The organism is Cellulomonas sp. P5_C5 (assembly GCF_054049655.1).
Window position 1 is genome coordinate 1 of the sequence record NZ_JBFULY010000032.1, and the last position, 20,686, is coordinate 20,686.

The 20,686-nt window shown below is 72.6% G+C and carries 14 protein-coding genes; 5 read left to right on the forward strand and 9 right to left on the reverse strand.

All coding sequences use genetic code 11. The features are described 5' to 3' along the window. The 5 genes from ACXJKF_RS19015 to ACXJKF_RS19035 form a co-directional block, all read right to left on the reverse strand. On the reverse strand, nucleotides 1-1,465 hold a 1,465-nt coding region (locus tag ACXJKF_RS19015; protein WP_456789289.1), incomplete at its 3' end, for a hypothetical protein. Next, nucleotides 1,462-4,983 (reverse strand): DUF6603 domain-containing protein, encoded by a 3,522-nt coding sequence (locus tag ACXJKF_RS19020; RefSeq protein ID WP_456789290.1) that lies wholly within the window; start codon nucleotides 4,981-4,983, stop codon nucleotides 1,462-1,464. The genes ACXJKF_RS19015 and ACXJKF_RS19020, both read right to left, overlap by 4 nt. Then, on the reverse strand, nucleotides 4,983-8,123 hold the full coding sequence (locus tag ACXJKF_RS19025) for a hypothetical protein (protein WP_456789291.1): 3,141 nt from the start codon (nucleotides 8,121-8,123) through the stop codon (nucleotides 4,983-4,985). The genes ACXJKF_RS19020 and ACXJKF_RS19025 overlap by 1 nt, the downstream gene beginning before the upstream one ends. A 72-nt stretch (nucleotides 8,124-8,195) precedes the next feature. Further along, entirely contained in the window at nucleotides 8,196-8,897 is a 702-nt protein-coding gene (locus ACXJKF_RS19030; RefSeq protein WP_456789292.1) for a VOC family protein, read from the reverse strand. A gap of 128 nt (nucleotides 8,898-9,025) precedes the next feature. After that, nucleotides 9,026-9,985 carry a GGDEF domain-containing protein gene (locus ACXJKF_RS19035; protein ID WP_456789293.1) on the reverse strand — a complete coding sequence of 320 codons (960 nt, stop codon included), beginning with the start codon at nucleotides 9,983-9,985 and terminating at the stop codon, nucleotides 9,026-9,028. A 174-nt stretch (nucleotides 9,986-10,159) separates the two neighbouring features. On the opposite strand from ACXJKF_RS19035, the gene ppk2 reads away from it, so the two are divergent. Next, on the forward strand, nucleotides 10,160-11,089 hold the full coding sequence (gene ppk2 / locus ACXJKF_RS19040) for a polyphosphate kinase 2 (protein WP_456789294.1): 930 nt from the start codon (nucleotides 10,160-10,162) through the stop codon (nucleotides 11,087-11,089). 173 nt (nucleotides 11,090-11,262) lie between these two features. Here ppk2 and ACXJKF_RS19045 read toward each other — a convergent pair whose 3' ends face one another. Next, nucleotides 11,263-12,639 (reverse strand): S1 family peptidase, encoded by a 1,377-nt coding sequence (locus tag ACXJKF_RS19045; RefSeq protein WP_456789295.1) that lies wholly within the window; start codon nucleotides 12,637-12,639, stop codon nucleotides 11,263-11,265. Nucleotides 12,640-12,882: 243 nt separating this feature from the next. After that, nucleotides 12,883-13,665, reverse strand: coding sequence for a DUF899 family protein (locus ACXJKF_RS19050; RefSeq protein WP_456789296.1), 783 nt, complete (start codon nucleotides 13,663-13,665; stop codon nucleotides 12,883-12,885). A 270-nt stretch (nucleotides 13,666-13,935) separates the two neighbouring features. Between ACXJKF_RS19050 and ACXJKF_RS19055 the strand changes: the two genes are divergently transcribed. The 3 genes from ACXJKF_RS19055 (at nucleotide 13,936) to ACXJKF_RS19065 (ending at nucleotide 18,231) form a co-directional block, all read left to right on the forward strand. After that, nucleotides 13,936-14,433, forward strand: a complete 498-nt coding sequence (locus ACXJKF_RS19055; RefSeq protein ID WP_456789297.1) for a hypothetical protein — start codon at nucleotides 13,936-13,938, stop codon at nucleotides 14,431-14,433. Nucleotides 14,434-14,767: 334 nt separating this feature from the next. Further along, nucleotides 14,768-16,927, forward strand: a complete 2,160-nt coding sequence (locus tag ACXJKF_RS19060; protein WP_456789298.1) for a glycosyltransferase — start codon at nucleotides 14,768-14,770, stop codon at nucleotides 16,925-16,927. Then, nucleotides 16,924-18,231, forward strand: a complete 1,308-nt coding sequence (locus ACXJKF_RS19065; protein ID WP_456789299.1) for a nucleotide disphospho-sugar-binding domain-containing protein — start codon at nucleotides 16,924-16,926, stop codon at nucleotides 18,229-18,231. The genes ACXJKF_RS19060 and ACXJKF_RS19065 overlap by 4 nt, the downstream gene beginning before the upstream one ends. On the opposite strand, the gene ACXJKF_RS19070 is transcribed toward ACXJKF_RS19065, so the two are convergent. Both ACXJKF_RS19070 and ACXJKF_RS19075 read right to left on the reverse strand, forming a co-directional pair. Further along, nucleotides 18,174-18,872: a hypothetical protein gene (locus tag ACXJKF_RS19070; protein ID WP_456789300.1), complete on the reverse strand. Its 699-nt coding sequence runs from the start codon at nucleotides 18,870-18,872 to the stop codon at nucleotides 18,174-18,176. The genes ACXJKF_RS19065 and ACXJKF_RS19070 overlap by 58 nt on opposite strands. 110 nt (nucleotides 18,873-18,982) lie before the next feature. Next, a complete protein-coding gene (locus tag ACXJKF_RS19075) occupies nucleotides 18,983-19,273 on the reverse strand; it encodes a dsRBD fold-containing protein (RefSeq protein ID WP_456789301.1) in 291 nt (96 codons plus the stop codon). A gap of 250 nt (nucleotides 19,274-19,523) precedes the next feature. On the opposite strand from ACXJKF_RS19075, the gene ACXJKF_RS19080 reads away from it, so the two are divergent. After that, nucleotides 19,524-20,579 carry a zinc-dependent alcohol dehydrogenase family protein gene (locus tag ACXJKF_RS19080; protein WP_456789302.1) on the forward strand — a complete coding sequence of 352 codons (1,056 nt, stop codon included), beginning with the start codon at nucleotides 19,524-19,526 and terminating at the stop codon, nucleotides 20,577-20,579. The last annotated feature ends 107 nt before the right edge of the window (nucleotides 20,580-20,686 follow it).

Consider the following 20,686-nt stretch of genomic DNA (forward strand, 5'->3'; position numbering starts at 1 on the left):
GCTGCGCGACGGTCGCCCCGCCCGCCGTCGCGGCCAGGTAGGCCTGCGCTGCGGAGGAGGCGCGGGCGCGCGGCCCCCGGCGCAGCCACGCGCGCTCCACGACGGCCGCGGGCGCGTCGCTCGAGGCGAGGCGACGCCGCGCGGGTTCACCGTCCACCCGCAGGTACGTGAGCAGCGGGGCGGCGAGCGCGATCCGGTCTCCGCCGGGCACCTCCGCGACGCGGGCGAGCCAGGTGCGTCCCACCTCGGCGGAGAGCCGCGCACGGTTCAGCTCGTCGGTCGCCTCGCGCAGGCTGCCCGCCTGGTCCCACGCCGCCGCGACGAGCTCCTCCTGCGCGCGACGGACGAGCCGGGCACCGAGACCTGCAGCGGCACGACGGTCGCTCCGGGTGTTGACCTCGGTCGCCCACTGCGCGCGATCACCCGCCGCGGTCGCGGGCCAGCTCCCGTGGAACGGGAGCCCGACGACGGGGTCGTCCACCAGCGGGTCGTACCGTGCCCGGTCGGGCGGCTCCGGCGCCCGGGTGACCGTCGACTCGAGCAGCGGTTCGACCGCGGCGGCGAACGCGGCATTCCCACGCGGTGGGCGCTGGTCGATCAGGGTGGGGTCGGCCAGCGCACCGATCAGCCCGACGACCACGGGCGTCTGCACGGTCCAGGCGACGTCGATGCCCGGGTCGGTCACGTCGACGTCCCGGACGCCGAGGCGCCGCACCTCGTCGGCGGGCAGCAGCAGGTCGCACAGGGACTCGAAGTCGCCGGCCTCGGCGGCGGTCTCGAAGGTCCAGGTGTCGTACACGGTCAGCGTGACCGGGTCGGTGCCGTCGGTGTCCCACGCCGGCTCGATGCGGACGCCGTCGGCGCCGATCGTGAAGGCGTTCACGAGGGCCGCCCGGTAGGTGCGACCGGGGTCCATCCGGCGCGGGCAGACGATCCGGGACCGCAGCAGACCGGGGGTTGCCGTCAGGGCGGCCGGCACCTCCTCCGCGGGGACGCCCGACTGCACGTGCGCCCACCCCCACAGGTCGTCGTGCGGGGGCAGCTGGTCGAGCGCGTCGGGCGGCACGACGAGCGAGGCGGGGACACCGTCGCCGCCGACGTACTCGACGGCGGTGTCGACGACCACGAGCGCGAGCCAGGGCCGCAGGCGCCCGTCCGTCCCGGGACCGACGGGCAGGTAGCGCCAGGGGAGGTCCGGCTCCATGAGCTCGACCAGCGGGAAGATGTTCGTCTCGACGTCGGTCGCACCGGGCGCGGGGGAGCGGCGCACGATCTCGGAGGGCGCCAGCGCCGCGACGTGGTGCGGGCCGAGCAGGTGCGCGTCGCCGGCGACCGGGCTGCCCGCCACCTCCAGCCCGAGCGTGATCGCTCCCGGGTCCACGGCGCCCGACCCCGGGTCGGCGGTGGGCGCGTGGCGCACGAGTCCCCGCCGCAGGTACGGCAKGAAGTGCAGGTCGTCGCTCACGGCACCACCTCCGCGAGCGCGGCGTGGGCGGGTGCGACGCGCAGTCGCCCGCGCTCGGAGGTGTCGGCCGCGACCCGTGCCGTGAGGACGGTGACGGCGTCGGCGTAGGTGAGGCGCATCGACCGGCCCGCGTCGGCGAGCGCTGCCCCCGCCCGCTCACCCGTGGCGGTCTGCACCAGCGTGTAGGCCGTATTGCGGACGGCGAACGTCGAGCCGGTGACCGTCCGCCGCACCGGTGCCGCGGCGGCGACGTGGACCGGGCTCACGTAGCTCGCGTGGGTGGGTCGGCGGTCGCCGAAGACCGACTGCTCGGGCTCCCGGCTGACCGACGTGCACAGGCGAGCCGGGTCCGAGCCGACGTCGACCTCGTCGTCGCCGAACCGGACCCCGGCGGTCATGAGCTCGTACGACGGCATCGAGAGCCGGGCGCCCGCGTCGAGCCGGTCGAACTGCGCGGGGGCGAACCAGTCCTGCGCCCACTGCGGCTCCTCGACCGGCTCCCCGCCCAGCGTCACGTCCGTGACGTCGATGGTCGGCTCCGCGGGGACGTACTCACCGAACGCCGTGATCGTGCGGTTCAGGGGCGCGACGGACTGCCGCACCTCGACCGCCTGGTCGGGTCGGACCCAGAGCCCGGCCGGCAGCTCKGKGCTGAGGGTGACACCGCTCGTCCACGCGCCGGCACCGTCGACGGCCTGCCAGGCACGCGGGTCGGCGAGGGCGGCGACGACGTCGTCGGCGACGGGGTGCACACCCCGGACGGCCCCGCCCGGGGTGGAGCCGACGTCGAACAGCAGGTCCACGTTCAGCCCGAAGAACCGGAACGTCGCCCGGCCCATGGCGTACCACGGCCGCGGCCCCTCCAGGTGCACGTACAGGTCGACCCCGAACAGCTCCTTCGTGCCGGCCGACACGGCGACCCCGGCGCTCACGTCGGCGACGATCGCGAACGGGGTGAGCGTGAGCAGCACGTTCACGCCGAACCAGCCCTGCGCCGTGTAGGTGGTGACCAGCACCTTCACGCTGGCGGTCACCTCGACGCGGCCGCCGAACTGGAACGTGTTCGAGGTGACGGCGACGTAGGACTCGCAGACGATCTCGATGCCGTCGCCGAGGTCGATCGCGGCGCGCATGACGCGCAGGTCGAGCAGCCAGGCCGGGATCGCGCCCGGTGGGTCGAACTGGGGGTGGTAGCCGCCGACCGACAGGACGAACAGCGGCTGGCCGGTGAGGCGCGCGTAGAACCCCATGTCGCCCGAGAGCTGGAGCCCGAGCAGGTTCGAGTCGTAGAGCGAGGCGGCGACCGTGATCGTGCCCGCGGGGACGTCGACGGCGCCGAGGACGTCCATGTGCAGGGTCAGGACCGCGTCGTCGGGGGTCGGCAGGAACAGCTCCAGGCTGCCCAGGAGCGTGACGACCAGGTCCGGGATCGCGACGATCACGCCGAGCTGGATCGTGATGATGGTCGGGCTGCCCCAGCCGATCGCCAGGACCGGCCCGACGACCGTGGTGCCGTCGCGCAGCGGGAACCAGTGGTCGAGGCTGTCGAGCAGCGCGTCGGGGTCGTCGAGGATGTCGTCCGGGAACAGCAGCGCGTCCGCGGCTCCGGTGCGCAGCGCCCCGGCGAGCTCGTCGACGTCGATGGTCCGGTTCAGCGCGAGCAGCCCGCCGACGCCGAGGAGCGTGAACCCGAACCCGAGCGGTACCGGGCTGGGGAAGGTGGCACCGAGGCTGGCGAAGAGCGCCCAGCCGTCCGGGTCGCGCGGCAGCCGGGTGTCGACGACGACGACGGCGCTGATGCCCAGCCCGAAGACGTCGAGCACCAGACCACCCGAGTAGCGCCCGAGGTCGCGGTCGTACCCGACGAACCCACCGCCGGAGACGCCCTCGGTGTCCAGCCGGAAGGTCACCCGCTCCGGGGGCAGGAAGGCCGGCGGATCGACGTCGAGCAGGCCGAGGTTCCCGCCGTCCATGGTGATCCGCACGGCGGCGACGAGCCCGACGTGCTCCACGGTCGCGGCGAACGGGCCGATGGCCAGGCTCGCGCTGACGTCGAGGGTGAGGATCCCGTCGCCGGTCGGTCCTGCGACCAGGACCACGCGCAGCTCGTCGACCGTGATCGGGCCGATCCGGACCGTGAGCGTGCGGGTGATGACGAGGCCGGTCGTGCCGATCAGCGTGATCCCGCCCTGCCGGCTCCAGGCGAGCCCGACGTCGAAGGGGACGACGATCCCGTCGGCGGGCAGGACGTGGCGCAGGAACGTGTCGGCGGACCCTGTGCCGAGCTCCAGCGTGCCGCCGGTGAGGGCCGCGGACACCGTCATGGTCGGCTCGCCGCCGGCCAGGACGACTCCCGTGGTCACGTCGACGCCGTCGGCGGCGAGCGTCACGAGTCCCGACTCGCGCAGCAGGGTCACGCCTGCCGACGGCCGCAGGTGCACAGTGACCGAGAACCCCGCGGCCGTGGCCGGCCGTCCGTCGTCGTCGGTCACGGCGAAGGACAGCGGCGGGCGCACGCTCAGCAGCCTGTCGTCCCACGTGCCCGTGCCGTCGACGGTCAGCGACACCTCGTCCGACACCGGCACCGCGGACATGCCCGCGGTGCGCGGCGGACGGATCCCGAGCCCGGCGTCGCCACCGCCCGGGGTGGTCGGCGGCAGCGCCACGAGGTCGACACCGACCTCGTCGAAGCCCGTGCGAGTCGCGAGCGCCGCGAGGCGGACGTGCAGAGCCCGCCGGACCGTCCCGGCGTCGTCGACGTCGCCCGGTGGCCGAGGCTGACTCTGCACGGCTGCGTCGATCCCGAGCGCACGCACCAGCGCCGCCAGCCGCTCCAGGGCCGCGTCGCCGTCGAAGTCGGCGGTACCCCAGGCGAACGCCGCGGTCAGCGCCCCGGCGACATCGTCGGCGAGGCCGGTGAGCCGGTMGAGCTCCAGGCGGCGCCGGCGCGTGACCGGCGGGTTCGGCGTCGGCTCGTCGACGGCGGCCTCCCGCCCGTCGAAGTGGTCGGTCTCCGGTCCGAGGGGGTCGTCGTCCTGCCGGGCGTCCGGGTCGGGGAGACCGTCGACGGGTTCCAGCCCGTCCGAGACGCCGCCGACGGCACGGAGCAGCTCGTGCAGCGCTCCGGCGTGGCGCGCGAGGTGCTCGAGCGTGAGCCGGTCGAGCAGGGCCCTGCCGATCTCGTCGGTGTCGGTCCCGTCCGGTTGCACGGGCAGCTGCGCGGACAGCGCCGGACCCAGCCCGACCAGTGCGCGGCTCAGTGCCGCCAGTGCCGTCGACAGCTCGACGGCTGCGACCAGCTCGGCCACGCCGGTCGCGCCCCGCAGGTCGGATGCCCGCTCGGTGACGTCGGCCAGGAGCGGGCCGAGGTCGAGCAGAGCGGCGGGGACGGAGTCCGCGACGACGCCGAGGTCGGCGAGCAGCGCGCGGGTCCCCTCGGTGCTGGCGAGGTCGTCCGCGAGCGACTCGACGGCGGAGGCCATCGCGGCCAGCGCGGCAGCAAGGGTTCCCTGGGCCATCAGGGCACCCCCGGCCACTGCCGCTGCGCCGGGTCGACGGTGTCGAACCCGGTCAGGTGGCCGTCCGGGTCGAACCGGTCGACGGAGAAGTCGACCCGCAGGTAGGCGTCGAGCGCGGCCGCGAACCGGGACATGTTGCCGAGGATGCGCATCCGGTTGGCGGTGTCGAGGTCGGCGGAGATGTCGGTGTGCCGGTTGTCGACCCCGAAGAGCAGGTGCGTGCTGGCCCGGGTGGCCGGGCTGCGCGTCCGGTCMTGCTCGGCCGTCCGTGCCCACATGCTCCACATCGAGGGCGTCGTGTTGAACGCGAGGTAGACCAGCGCCCAGTAGGCGACGAAGTCGCGCCGCTCCGGGTCGAGGGAGTCGACGCCGGGGCCCGGCGGGGGTGAGCCCGGATCGGTGAACTCGGGCAGCGGGTGGTAGACGTCGCCGGGCAGGTACCCCACGCCGGTGTGCACCTGCTGGTGCACCCACTGGAAGATCGCTGCCTGCAGAGCCAGGCCCACCGGTTCGAGCCGACGGGTGAGGCGGCGGTGCTGGGGCCGGTCGGCACCCCACCCCTTCGGGCGGTCGGTGGACCAGCGCACCGCCAGGCGGTCGACCGCGAAGCGCTCGATGTTCCCGGCGGGCACGAACGCCGGGTCGAGCAGCCACGTCGCGGGGTCACGGTCGGCGGGCCGGAGCTGGTCGATCACCCAGCGGAACTGGTCGGACATGTCCTGGAGCGCGCCGGTCGACGCCAGGCGCTGGAAGATGTCCCAGTCCCGGCGCTTCGTCAGGAGGTCGAGACCGTACGGCCAGCCAGTCCACGACCACCGCGAGATCATGTTCATGAACGACAGCTGCCAGYGTGAGCCGGCGACGGTGAAGGCCGCGTTCTTGTCCGGCATGGAGCTGAAGTGCTCGACCCAGCTCTGCGGGTTCCGGTTGTCGGAGGTGAACACCAGGTAGCCCTCCGTGTCCGCCACCGCCATGACGACGGCGGGATGGACGGGCGAGCTGGTGCGGGCGTCCCGCACGGCCTGCGACGCGACCACGACGGAGGCGAGGTCGGCGTCGTCCCACCCGTCGCGCACGGTGGTCCGGTCCTCCTCCGTGACCCCCTTGTTGCCGAGGTCGTTGCCGTGCCGCGAGTGCGTCGCCGTCCGTACCCCTGTCCCGCTCGACGCGGGGGAGTACGGGGACTTCGGGGTCGGGGCGGTGCGGTCCAGCCGCTCGCCCTTGAGGTGAGACCMCGGCCAGAGCCCGCTCGGGTCGGCGAGCCGAGTGTGCGCGGCCCACCACGCGAGCGAGCGTGCGCCCATGCCGTCGTCGTTCAGGGCGTTCAGCCGGTCTCGGACCACCCAGGCGTCGCACACCCCGTGCCAGTCGGCCAGCGCCGCGAGGGGGTGGTCGACGTGCGCGACGTCGTCCCGGCTCGTGTACTCGCCCGCGTCCAGCAGCGGGGGCTGGAAGACCCGTCGGGCGGTGCCGACGACGACCTCCGTGAGCCAGTCCGGCATCGTGTACTCGCGCTTGGGCAGCGACGGCTCGGCGATGCGGACCACGGCCAGGAACCCTGCGGGTTCGAGGTCGTGCGCCGGGCGGGCGTAGGCGCGCAGGGTCGACTCGGTGAGCGGCCCGGCGGCGCGCGCGGAGCCCGTGGCACGGATCGGGTCCCCACCCGCGGCGGCGCTCGACGCCTGGTACAGCGCCTCGACCTGGAACGTCGTGAGCCCGACGGCGTGGGTGCGCACCGCATCCAGCGGCTCCTGGCGGTCCTCGCCAGTCAGCCAGACCGCGGCCGGCCGGCCGAGCGGCGCGCCGGCGAAGCACGACACCCACCCGGCCGCCTCCCGCTGGAACATGACGACGTCGCCGGTCGCCGAGGTGAGCTGGGCGGGGGACAGCGGCGTGTCCGCGTCGAGGTCCAGCGCGGGATCGAGGCCGCCCCAGGCCGCGCCCCCCACGACCGGTCCGTACACGCGGGCGACGAAGTCGGACAGCGCGGCCCACCCGTCGTGCGCACCGATCGCACCGACGGCCGCGGTCACCCGACCCTTCGACGGCCTGGCCCCCGGCGTGATCTCCGTGGACAGCGCGCCGAGGAGCGCCCCCGGGACGGTGGCGACGGAGGGTGCGAGGTCCGCGACCGCCAGCCACAGGCGCAGCACCCACCCGAGCTGGCCGGGCAGGTCGGGCGGCATGGTGCCGTCGGCGGCCAGGACGGCGTACCGGCGGAACTGGTCGAGGACGAGCGGCGCGAGGCACGTGCCGAGGGATGCGGCGTCGACGTTCTCCACGACGAACCGCTGCGGGAGGCGCAGGGGCGACTCGGTCAGGTCGGGCAACGGGCGGGTCCGCAGGACGAGCCGACCCGTCGTGCTCGGCCGGCGCAGCGCCAGCCCTCCGTCGGGCCGCCGGACGACGTGCTCGTACCGCTGGAAGCGGACCGACCCGGCGACCGGCGCCCGCAGCAGCAGGCGGTCGAGCTCGCCGTCGAGCTCGCCGTTCGCGGCGGTGGACGTCGCGAGCAGCGGCGTCGCCGGATCGTACGGCTCCGCGAAGACCCCCGGGAGCGGCGCGTCCAGCAACGGTCGCGGTGACCGCGGTCCGGTCGCGTCCCAGGTGATCAGGAGGCTCTCGTCGGCGTGCTGGGGGATCGGCAGGTCCGCCGCCGCCGCGTGCTCGCCGTCCCAGACCGTCCTCGCGGGCTCGGGGTCCTCCGGATCGGCGATGATCCCGGCGAGCTGGGCGTCGGTCACCGGGTCGAGGTCGCTCGTCGTGCCTACGGCGCCGTCGCCGTCCGGGTGGGACCAGTGCCGAGGGACGAGGAGCGCGTCGCCGGTCCCGCTGATCGTCAGTGCGCGGGCCAGCCGACCGCCGCGGAAGTCCGGGTGGAACACCCCGCCGCGACCGTCCGGGTCGGCGGTGCCTGCGTCCTGCCGGAAGTAGTGGCCGCGGTAGCCCGGGTCGAACGGCTGCTCGTCAGGATGGCGGTACGTGAGCCAGGCGGCGTCAGCACCGAGCAGTGCGAGCCACGTGCCCAGGGCGTCTGCGCCGAGGGCGGCCGGGCCCGTCCCGAACGGCAGCGCCGCCGCGCGACCGTAGTCAGGCGTGACGTCAGGGGACGGTGCCCCCTCGTTCGGTTGCGGCGGCATGGCGCCTCCGGATCGATCGAATCGTCCGTCGAACACCGTACTCCGCCCTCCGCGGACCCCGGGGCGCCCACCTCAGCGGCGGAGGCGGAACTCGTTCCCGTCGGGGTCGGCCAGCTCGATGCCACCGTCCCCGAGGTCGCCCAGGCGGGCGGCGCCCAACGCGACCATCCGGTCCACCTCGACCAGCAGGTCGCCGTCGACCAGACGCAGGTCGAGCCGCTGGCGGTTCCGCCCGCGCTTCGGTGGGACCGGCGGACCGTCCCACGAGAGCTTGGTGCCGCCGCGCGGGGCCTGCACGGCGGTCTMCTCGTCCTGGTCCCAGACCACGGACCAGCCCAGGGCCGAGGCCCAGAAGAGACCGACCTGCCTGCTCCCGACGCCGTTCAGCTCCCCGAGGAAGCCGCACCCGGCAAGGAACGAGGTGTCGGGCTCGATGACACAGAGCTCGTTGCCCTCCGGGTCGGCCAGCACCACGTGGCCCTCCTCGGGACGCTGCCCGACGTCGAGGTGGCCCGCACCGAGCCGGAGCGCGTCGGCGACCGTCTGCTGCTGGTCGTCGAGGCTGGTGCTGGTCAGGTGCAGGTGCATCCGGTTGCGCCCCACCTTCGGCACCGGGCTGGGACTGAACCGCAGACCCAGCTGACCCGGTGACCCGGGCAGCAGCACCCCGTCACCGTCCTCGACGGGCGTGCGCCCGAGAACCCCGGACCAGAAGTCGGCCAGCCGGGCGGGGTCCTGCGCGTCGACCGTCAGGGCGGTCAGCTCGATCGGCATCGCCACACGCTAGGTGCGTGCTGCGCCCCTGTGCACGCGCTTTCCGTCGCTCGTGCGCGAGAACAGGCCGGCGATCCAGGTCTGCCGGGCGCGTCGCGGCGGCGCGTGCACCGAGCCACGCCGCGCGCCTACGTCGGCGTCGAAGCCCGGTATGTCTTCTCCCGGCGCATGTCCCGGTGCAGCTCCTGCAGCAGCAGAGGCCCGTCGGCCCATGCCTGCAGGCTCACGACGGCGACGGCACGGACCGACGGCCACTCGCCGTCGGCGAAGCCGGGGGGACGCGTCGCGAGCGCCCGGAGGGCGATCTGACGCAGCTCCTCGGTCACCTCACGGGCGCGCTGGTCGGGGACGGCGGGCAGCACCGCGGCGATGACGATCTCGTCGTCCCCGAGCCGACCGAGCACGCAGCCTGCCGGGAAGGCCTTCGCCAACGCCTGCGCCATGGTGGTGAGCACGCGGTCGCCGTGGGGGAGTCCATGGATCGCGTTGAGCAGGCCGAAGCCCGCGACGTCGATCAGCGTGACAGCCAGGCGTCGACGGGAGCCCTGGATCTCTCGCGCCCATGAGTCGAGCGTGTGCTCGAGCATGTGGCGGTTGACGAGGCCGGTGGTGCGGTCCCGCACGCCCTGCTCGGCGAGCGCGGCGGCGAGCGAGTGCACGAGCTCCGCGGTCCCTGTCGCCGACCAGATCTCCGCGCGGACCACCACGTCCTCGAAGCGGGACTCGGGCGGACGGGCCATCGCGAGCAGGGCCGCCTCCACGACGGACGACGCGGGGTCGACGACCAGCGGGTCCCAGTCGGCCACGGCGCGTGCGGGCCGACGCGTCAGGACTGCTCGGCCGTATCCGAGGCGGCCGGCCATGCCCGCGTTGAACCGCGATCGTGTGATGAGGCCGATCCGGCCCGCCGCGAGCCGGTCGACGACGCCGATCCGGACGAGCGCCGGGTCGAAGAAGAGTGGCTCGATCTCGTGCACCGGCATGTCGGCATCGACCACGTTCAGGGGGACGGCGAGCGTCGCGACGAGCGCGGAGGACGGGACGGCGCCGGAGCGCAGGTCTCGCAGGAGGGTCTGGACATCGGGCACCGTCAGAGCGTCGTGGCTGAACCTGCAGGCCGGGAGGGTGTTGGGCGAGTGGCCGGCCAACGTTCACCCGTGCGTCACCGGGGGAGGACCGTGGACCCCGGGACACCCCTGACGATGGTGGTTCCGACGGACGCGTCGATACAGTCGCTTACGGCGGCACCCAGGGAGGATGCGATGGACTCGACGCGTGATCTCGACGGCTACCGTCCTGAGGCCGAGGACAACCTGCGCGAGTACATCGACCGCCTCGTGGCCGAGGGCTACAGCGTCTCCGGCGGCGAGGGCGCCGATCCCGTGCTCATCGACCCGGKCGGCAAGGCGGTCGAGACCTGGCGCGAGGAGTACCCCTACGACGCGCTGATGGACCGCGACGAGTACGAGGAGGCCAAGTACCGCCTCCAGATCGAGCTGCTGAAGCTGCAGTACTGGGCGGAGGACAACGGTGAGCGCCACATCATCGTGTTCGAGGGCCGGGACGCGGCAGGCAAGGGCGGGACGATCAAGCGGTTCATGGAGCACCTGAACCCGCGCGCCGCACGCGTCGTGGCGCTGACCAAGCCGACGACCACGGAGCAGGGCCAGTGGTACTTCCAGCGCTACGTCGAGCACTTCCCGACGGCCGGGGAGATCGTGCTGTTCGACCGGTCCTGGTACAACCGCGCGGGCGTCGAACGCGTGATGGGCTTCTGCTCGGACGACGAGTACGCGGCATTCATGCGCCAGGCTCCCGAGTTCGAGCGGTTGATCGTCGACGACGGCACCCACCTGACCAAGTTCTGGTTCTCGGTGACCCGCCGCGAGCAGCGCACCCGCTTCGCGATCCGTCAGATCGATCCCGTCCGCCGCTGGAAGCTCTCGCCGATGGACCTGGAGTCGCTCGACCGCTGGGAGCAGTACTCCGCCGCCAAGGAGGCGATGTTCGCCGGCACGGACACCGACCACGTGCCGTGGGTCAGCGTCCGCAGCAACGACAAGAAGCGTGCCCGGCTCAACGCGATGCGGTACTTCCTCAGCCAGTTCTCCTACGAGGGCAAGGACGAGGACGTCATCGGAGAGGTCGACCCGCTCATCGTCCAGCGAGGCAGCGAGACCGTCGGCGACTGACTCTCATTTCGGTCGGGCGCGGCCCGCCGATTTCGGCGGGCTCGTCCTGTTCCTCCAGCGCACACCGCTCCTTCCCCGCCAGACACGTTGACCAGGTCAACTTCTCCAACCGCTGACCCCGTCACCGCCCGCACACGACGCGTCCGGGWCCCGGACGCGTCGTGTGCGCGGCGCTACTCCAGCGCCACCGACATGTCGCGGTCGAGCAGCTCGTCGTCCAGCAAGCTCACCGGCTCGTAGTCGCAGTCCCGGGCCAGGACCCCGTACCTGGCCGGAGCGAGCAAGACACCGACGCTCTCGCCCGGTGCCAGGATCTGCTCGTGCCCGAGCCGGTCCTCAGGCTCCTCCGTCGATCCGCTCGGGACCACGTACAGGAAGCAGACAGCCACCGACGTGGCGTTGGTGAAGGTGATGCTCACGTCGGAGGAGCCCCCGTCACCGACAGCGACGATGCCCGTCAGGACCCCGTCGGTGKAGTCCCCGACGAAGAACGTCACGCCCCAGGTCCCGTCGGCCATGGGCTCGCCAGGGTGGCCGTTGCACAGCCATGTCTCCCCGGACCGATCGAGATCCCACTCGCTGCCGGAGGTGCTGCCGACGTGGTCGACGACCGCGTCGTGGGTCCAGATCGCGCTCCACGGTGTGCCGGCGGCCATGCCCTCGTACGTCACGAACGCGCACAGCTGGTCGATCCCGGACGGGAGGGTCACGCCCTCGCCGACAGGCTGGTCGTTGGCGACGTCCTCGGCGAACCGCACGGACGTGAATGTCCCCACCTGCTCCGTGCTGGCGTCGTAGCCCTGGACGAGCTCGTCGAGAGGGATCGCATCGGCTTGCGGAGCGGCTGCGATGAGCGCGGCAGCGAGATTGACCGGCCGCAACGAGTTGAGGAACCCGCCGATCGGGATGCACGAGTCGTCGTCGTCGACCGACCCGTCACCGTTGGTGTCCTGCAGGATCCGGCAGTCGGTCGGGTCGCCCTGACCGCCGTTCGCCGACGCCAGCGTCGGGATCGCCACGATCCGGCCGTCGGCGTCGGCAGCGAGGCCACCCGAGTTCCCGCCGGCGATGGTTCCGTCCGTCTTGATCCACGCACGCCCCTCGGTCCCGGCATCGGTGCGGAACCCGGACACCTCGCCCTCGGTGTAGGTGATCGTGTTCCCGCCGATGGCCGGGTACCCCAGGATCTTCAGCGCATCGCTCAGCTCGACCGAGTCGGAGTCCCCCATGGCGACAAACGGGAAGGACGCGTCGACCGGATCACCGTCCGTCGTCGAGACGATCCGGAGCACCGCGAGGTCGAGGATGCTGTCGACGGCCACGACGTCGGCGAGGTAGAGAAGCTCCGGCGGCTGGTCGGTCGACGACGTGACCGCGATCCCGAGATGCTTGCCGGTGCAGTCCGGCTCGTACTCCACGACGTGAAAGTTCGTCAGGACGGTCCCGTGGGGATCGAGGATCGTGCCCGACCCGAACGAGCACCCGGGCTCGCCATCCTCGTCCAGGTGGACCACCTGGACGACGGCCTTCGCGAGCGCATCCGCCGACACGGCCGTGGGCGTCGGGGTCGGCTCTGCGGGCTGCCCCGTGGAAGCTCGAGGTAACGGGCTCTCCGGCTCGTCCTGCGGAAAGTTGACGGTGCAGGCGCTCAGAGTCGCGACGGCGACGATCAGGAGCGCCGACGTGCGAAACCGGACATTTCGGCGCACCAGGGCAGTGTGCCTGCCTCGGAGCCCGTCCCGTCAAGCCCATCGATCGCAGCGACCCCTCGTCAGACGTTCACAGGTCCCTCCTCAGTGGTGGTGGGCGTGGCGGCCGAGTGTCTCCACGGGAGTCGCACCAGGGCGGGTCCACTGAGGCACGGGTCGAGTCGACTGCGCCCACCCGGGTCTGCCGTCCGCGTCGGTCCGCCAGTACCAGCACGGCTCGCGCCCCTCCGGCCGATCGTCGGGGTTGTCCTCCCAGGCCTCGCCGCGCCCGTAGGGCGTCATGTCGAGCAGGCCGAAGGAGCCGACGGCCGACTCGACGCCGCGACCGGTCGTGGAGTAGGCCAGGAAGACYCGGTCGCCGTCGCGCAGGAAGGAGGTGAAGGAGCCCATGTCGTCGCCGACGGGGGGTTCGACGTCGCGCACCGAGTACCACGGCTGGGTGTAGCCCATGAAGGCGAGGAACGGCGCGACCTCCTCCCAGATTCCGGTGGTCAGGATGGCGAAAGAGACGCCCCGTGCGTTCAGGTAGAGGGCGTCCTTCAGCTGCCAGGCGGTGAACGTGCAGCCCTCGCACTGCCCCTGATGGGGTGCGCCGTCGTGCCACATGTGCTTGTAGACCACGAGCTCGTCGCGTCCCTCGAACAGGTCGACGAACGGGACCGGCCCGTCCGGCCCGACGATCTCGACCGTGCCGTCGATCTCGACCCTCGGCAGCCTGCGCCGCGCTGCCGCGAGCCGGTCACCCGCGCGGGTGTGCGCCTTCTCCTGGACCAGAAGCTCGTCACGGGCCACCTGCCAGGTGGCGAGGTCGGTCACCTCGGCATCACCGGGCAGGGTGCTCGTCGGGTCATCGGGGTTGGTCGTCATCGTGTTCTCCGTCCTTCATCGCGGTGGCGTCGCTCTGCGTACGKCGACGTCTACCCGGACGACGCGCGAGGGCACGCCACATCGACACCCTGCCGGAACGTCTTCCAGGACGTGCGCATGCGACGGTCCGTACCCGACCGAATCCTCCGCCGCGCAACTCCAGCCGGGGCACTCGCCGCACGTCTGATCAGGGATCGGTGGGCTCTCAATCTCCTTGTGGCGGTGTTTCGCCGTCACTAGGTTGAGCGCGGAGGCGATCCGATGGTCAGCATGCGACGGGCCGCAGCGGTTCTGGTGGTAGCTCTCCTTGCCGCGGGGTGCACGGCATCCCCTCCCTCTGACGCGGAGTCGACGCCCGCGATCCCCGCGGTGGAGCGGGATTCATCGCCCTCCCCGACGATGGAAGGGTCCGAGCTCGTCACGACAGACACCGATGTGTACGGACTTCTGCCGGCTGCGGATTCACCGGAGTCGATCGTTGCCTGGGCGGAGGACTACTGCCGAGCGGCRAGTCTCTCGCCGTGCACGGGAGTTGCGGATCGCGCCGTGGCCATGTGCATCGAGAACCGGGACTGCCACCCGGCCGTGCTGGTGACGTTCGACCAGGGAACGGCTGCCTTCCTCTTTGGCGGGAACTTCCAGGACTCTCAGGTGATCGCAGTGTGGCGTCCCGAGTCCGACCCTGATGTCGCGCGGTACGGCGGCGCACGGAACCTCCTTGAGGCCTACCTGCTCACCGTGGACGTGTTCCCGGGTCGGAGCGACTAGCGGGAAGGCTCGTCGGCGATCGAGTCCGCACGGGCAGACGCGGCCAGGCGATCGGCGAGCTGCGTGCCCTGCTCGGAGGCTCTTCCCGGTCGCCCGCCACGACGGTCTGGCGCGCACGTGCGTTGCGAGGGCCGCAACTGTCCGTGCCTGGATGTCGCGCGCACCCCGACTCCACCTGTCGTCCCCGGCCGCAACGAGCACACAGGTCGCTCGTGGCCAGATGCTGAGAGCTTTGCCAGGAACTCGACGGGCCGGTCGTCGGCAGCCGACCTAGCATCGGCCGTGCTGGACCGACGGGTCTCGCCGGTCCAGCACCACAACGCAGAGGAGCCCCGTGGGCATCCAGACCTCGCTCGACGAGCTACGTGCGGCGACGCGCATCGTCGACGGCATGCGGCTCGCCGACGAGCTCGCCTTCGAGAGCACGCGCGACCCTGGTGTCCGGACGATCCGGGTGCTCCGGGGCGCGCTGCTCGACGCCGACCAGCTGGTGGCGATCGCCGCGGTGCACGCGCTGGGGAAGATCGGCGACGACGAGGCCTCGCGCGCGGTGGCCCGGCTGCTGTCCGACGACCGGCCGTTCGTGCGTGAGCACGCCGCGTGGGTGCTCGGCTCGGGGCTGCCACGCGCGGACGCGGTCGCGCGCCTCATCGGCATGATCGAGGGCGGCGGGTTCGGCGGGATGCTCGCCCAGCGGACGTTGGAGCAGTGGTCGGTCGGCGCCCCCGAGCAGGTGGCCGTCGGTCTCGAGGCAGCGCTGCTCGGGGTGACGGAGCCGGAGCCGCGGGCCCGCGTGGTGGAGACCCTCGGGCTCGTGMGCCACGCCGTCGCCGTCCGGCCGCTCCTGGAGCTCGCCGATGACATCGGCGAGGACCAGCTGGTGCGAGGTGCCGCCGTCGCCGCGCTCGGTCAGCGCCCGGGTGACGGCGCCGTCGTCGGGCTCCTCGACGGCTTGGCCGCCGGGCATGACGAGCTGGCGGACGTGGCCCGGCTCTCGCTCGTCGACATCGACGCGGCCGCGTCGTGGCGGCGGGAGCCCGCGCGCCAGGGGCTGAGGGTCGCTCAGCTGTTCCTTCACGCCGACGTCGACGCCGGCCTGACCGCCGCCGGGGCGGGCGACAACGGCGGCATCGCGACGCTGCTCGTGCGGCTCGGCGATGCGCTCGTCGCCGCGAACCCCCGGACGCGGGCGGTGGACAGCGTGATCACCATCTCGCGGGGCTCGGTCCCCGAKGCCGTCGCCGACCTGCGCGCGCTGGACGGCAGCGGTCACCACTACGGTCGGGTCCCGCTTCGTCGTGAGCCGGTTCCGATGGCCGCGGCCTGGTCGCTGCGCGTGTCAGCGCGTCGGGGCATCCGGCGCGTCCTGCGCGCTGCGGGCGGAGTCGACCTGGTCCACCTGCGGATGGCCGACGTCGGCAGCCTGGCCGCAGCCGACGTCGCGAGCGAGCTGGACATCCCCACCGTGTTCACGGTCGCGCCCGACCCGCACGCCGTCATCCAGTCGCTCGACCTGGCCGGTCGCCTGACCCGGCACAACTTCGGGGAGGTCGACGCAGCAGAGCACTTCTGGTTCCGCGCGCGGCTCGTGCAGCGGCTCGCCGCCAACGCCGCGCACACGGTGCTGTTCCCTCGTCCGGCGTTGCGACGTGACATGCGCGAGCTGGTCGGGATCGACGTCATGGCGCACCCGGAGCGGCACACGATCGTGCCGGAGGGCGTGGATCTCGTCGTGGTCGACCGCGCCGTGGCGGAGGCTCAGGCGTATGCCGCGGGCGGTGAACCGACGGCCGCGCTGGCCGAGCTGCGCGCGCTGGTCGACGCGCTGCCGATCGAGCGCCGGTCGCTGCCGCTGATCGTGAGCGTCGGGCGCCTGCACCGGGTCAAGGGCGTTGCMACGCTCGTGCAGGCGTGGGCGAGCGGGGGACTGCGCGACCGGGCCAACCTGCTCGTCGTCGGTGGGGACCTGGAGCACCCGTCAGCCGACGAGCGCGAGCAGCTGGACCTCATCGATGCGGTCGTGCCCGCCACCGAGCGGGCAGACGCCGGCCTGCTGCTCCCCGGCCATCGACCCAACGACGTCGTGGCTCGCTGGGTCGCGGCCGCGCGCACAGGGCTTCCCGGGCGCAGCGCGCCGCAGGGGATCTACGTGTGCGCGAGCCTCAAGGAGGAGTTCGGCATCGCGCTGCTCGAGGCGATGGCGTCCGGACTCGTCGTCGTGGCGCCCGACGGCGGCGGCCCGGCGACCTACGTGGACGAGGGCGACACCGGCTTCCTCACCGCCACGTGGCACGCCGACCGTCTCGGCGCGGCGATCGGGTCCGCGCTCGACGCCTCGCTCGCCGAGACGGACGGTCGGCGTGCGGGTCGGTCCCGCTCGACAGTCGCCCAGAGCTTCACCATCCAGCGCATGGCAGACACGCTCGGAGACCTCTACCGACGGGTCGCGGCGGACGAGATCGCAGACCGGTTGGCCCTGGTCGKCCCCGGATGACGCTGTTGATCATCAGCCCGGACTACGCCTCGCACCTGATTCCGCTGGCAGCTCTGGGCACGGCGTGGCGGGACGCGGGGGAGCGCGTGGTCGTCGCCAGCGGCGAGGCCACCGCGGGCATCGCGGCCTCGTTCGGCTACGAGACGGCGTTCCTGCAGCTGGGCCGCGGGTCCAACCCGGGGGTGATCCGGGCTGAGAAGCAGCCGGACGACGAGGCGGACTCGCTGCGGGGGTTCTTCGACGCCACACGGCACGGGATGGTGCCGACCCTCGCGTACCAGGCGCGGGAGCGGCTGGTCGACCTCATGTGGAGGCCGGTCGAGAAGGCGCGAGCCACCCTCGACGTCGTCGAGACCGTACGCCCCGACGCCATCCTGGTCGACCACCTCGCGTACGGTGCGCGCCTCGGCCTGTGGGCCGGTGACGTCCCCTACGCCGACGTCGTCCTCGGGCACCCGACGGCCCTGCCGGTGGGCGACGAGGTCTACGGCAAGCCCCCACAGTGGCCGCGAGCGTTCCACCCCGACCCGGCCGGGCTCGCCGAGCTGGACGTGCTGTGCCGACGGGTGGCCGCCGGTTTCACGAGGGAGTGGAACAGCGCCGGCTCCGAGCTCGAGCCGGGGAAGACGCCCGTCGACGACGCATTCGCCCTGCACGGTCCTCTCGTGCTCTTCCACTACCCCGAGGCGTTGGCAGCGCCCGAGCGCGCAGTGCAGCTCCCGCCGCACCGGTACCTGGGTGGGAGCTTGCGTGCCGAGCCTGCCGACCCCGAGGTCGACGCGTGGCTCGGCGGCGCGGAGCCGTTCGTCTACGTCAGCTTCGGCAGCTTTCTGTCCGTCCGCTCAGACGTGCTGCGCACGGTGGTCTCGGCGCTCCGCGAGGCGGGAGTGCGGGCCGCGATCGCCAGTGGTGCGACCCCCGTCCGCGAGCTGGGCGAGCTACCCGCCGGATGGCTGGTGCGCGAGTACCTCCCGCAGGTGCGTCTGCTGCGGACGGCGGCCGTGCTGGTCACGCACGGCGGCAACAACTCGGTCACCGAGGCCGTCGGCACCGCGACGCCGATGCTCGTCCTGCCGTTCTCGACCGACCAGTTCGCCGGTGCCGCGGCTATCGAGCGTGTCGGTGTCGGCGAGGTTCTCGACCCCAACCGGGCCTCGGTCGGCGAGGTGCGCGACGCGCTCCTGCGGCTGATGGCCCTCGAGGGCGAGGGCGCGGAGCTCCTCGCGGCCGCGGCCGGTTCCCTCGCTCAGGACCCGGGGCCTGCCAGAGCGTTCCGCGCGGTCGGCGCCTCGGCGATCAGCTGAGCCATCGCGGTGCGGTCGCCGGCAGCGGCCTCGTAGCGCGCCATGAGGCGAGCGTTTGCCTCGTACTGGGTGCCGTGGCGCTCTGCGGGGACATGATGCAGCGCGTACACGCGCCCGTCGGTCCGCACGGGCGGCCGCTCGAGCATCGTCTCGTGCGCGAGGTTCCATGCGGCGTCCTCGAAGCCCCAGCCGCGGAACCGCTCGTCCTGGCCGCCGTGGGCGAACCACGTGCGGGGCGTCGTCACTGTGACCCCCGAGCATGCGCCACGCACCAGCTCGAAGTCGCAGTGCGCAGCGGGCGCCCCCGCGCCGTACTGCGCGCTGCCGATCGCACCGAGCCAGCGGTACTCCGTGTACGGCAGGTGGACCGCCTGGGCAGCCCTCGCCCCCTCGATCGCCCGTAGGAGCGCGTCTCGCTCCGGGAGCGTGTCGGCGTCGTTCAGCACCACGACGCCGTCGTCGGGCCACGCGCCGACCGCCTGGTTGCGGCAGCGCGCGACATTGAAGGTCTGGTCGTCGGTATCGATCGTGCGCAGCTCCACGTCCGGTAGATGCCGCTGGTACCAGCTGACCACCCGGTCGAATGCGTCAAGCCGGGACGGCTTGGGCCGCCAGGGCACCACGACCACGACGTTGCTCACCGGCACACGCTAGATCGACAATCTCGCGCCCGCACCCGGGTACGTACGTCCATCCGACGATGGCGACGACGGCGGTCATCATCACGACCGGCGCGTGTCCACGTTCATGGTCATGACCGCAGGAGGGTGAGGTGCGCGTTGTCGTGCTCGATCGCCTCGATGTCGTCGGAGGTCGCCGACAGCAGGCGGTCCGCCAGGTTGCGCAGCGCCCGCGCTGCCGCGAGCTCCTCGCCGATCTCGGGGTCATTGTCGTCCCGGGGTGCACGGCGGGCCCGCCCGTAGCCGTCGAGAGTGGTGCCGCTCGAGGTGCAGAGCACCGCGTGCGCCTTCGTCACACCCGCGTCGTGCCTCGCGTCGTCGACGTCGAACAGGTAGATCGTGACCTTCCAGGTGCTTGTCATGGCACTGTCTCCCGTCCGTCCGGCGGGGTCTCTCGCCACGGTGACGAGCGGCTCCCTACCTCTCAGCGTTCGCGTGGCCCAGAGGCACGGACAGAGCAGAACGTCCCCTTTCAGACGTGGCACATCCACGACGCGGCCAGGACGCTCTCGTTCTGACAGGACCATCGGCCCTGCCCACCTCATGCGCTGCGGAGTATCGCTGGAGATGCGCGGGCAACGGTGCCCGACGCGGTCGAGGTGAGGAGTCACCATGAAGGCGCTCGTTTTCCACGGTCCGAACACCATCGCGTGGGAGGAGGTCCCGGACGCGCGTCTGCTCGAACCGACCGACGCCGTGGTCCAGGTCGACACCACCACCATCTGCGGCACCGACCTGCACATCCTGCACGGCGACGTCCCCGCAGTCACCGACGGACGGGTGCTCGGGCACGAAGGCGTCGGGACGATCGTCGCGGTCGGCGACGGCGTGGGTAGCCATGCTGTCGGCGAGCGCGTGATCATCTCGTGCATCAGCGGGTGCGGCGTGTGCACCTACTGCCGGAGCCAGAACCCCTCGCACTGTCTGGCGCCCGAGGGGATGCCCGGCATCGGCTGGGTGCTCGGCCACCTCATCGACGGGACCCAGGCAGAGCTCGTTCGCGTACCGTTCGCGGACAGCTCTCTGCACCGCCTCCCGCCGAACGTGCCCGACGACCTGGCTGTGCTGCTCTCCGACATCCTGCCGACGGGCTTCGAGATCGGTGTGCGGTACGGGCACGTCCAGCCCGGTGACACCGTCGCCGTCGTCGGAGCCGGACCCGTCGGCCTCKCCGCGGTCGCCACCGCAGGGCTCTACGGCGCCGCACAGATCATCGCCATCGACACTGACAGCCATCGGCTCGACGTCGCGAAGACGCTGGGCGCGACGGTCACGGTCGACGCCTCGGCATCCGACTGGAAGGCGCAGGTGCTGGCGGTCACCGAGGGCGCCGGGGTCGACGTGGCCATCGAGTGCGTCGGCATCCCGCAGACGTTCACCATGTGCACGGAGGTGGTCCGGCCCGGCGGGCACGTGGCAAACGTCGGGGTGCACGGCACGCCGGTCGAGCTGGCGCTGCAGGACCTGTGGATCCAGAACATCACGATCACCACCGGCCTGGTCAACACCACCACGCTGCCGATGCTGCTGCGCCTGGTCGCTGCCGGAAAGCTGCCGGTGGAGGCGTTCGTCACCCACCGGTTCGCCCTGGCAGACATCGTCGCGGCCTACGACACGTTCGGACGTGCGGCGCAGACCCAGGCGCTCAAGGTGCTCCTGTCCCGGTGAGACGCGTCGGCAAAGGGCCCGGCTCCGTGACGAGCCGGGCCCTCCTGCGCCTGCGGTCTCCGACCCTGCCGATCGCTCTGGGTCTGTGATCGCCGCGCGGGGCGGGT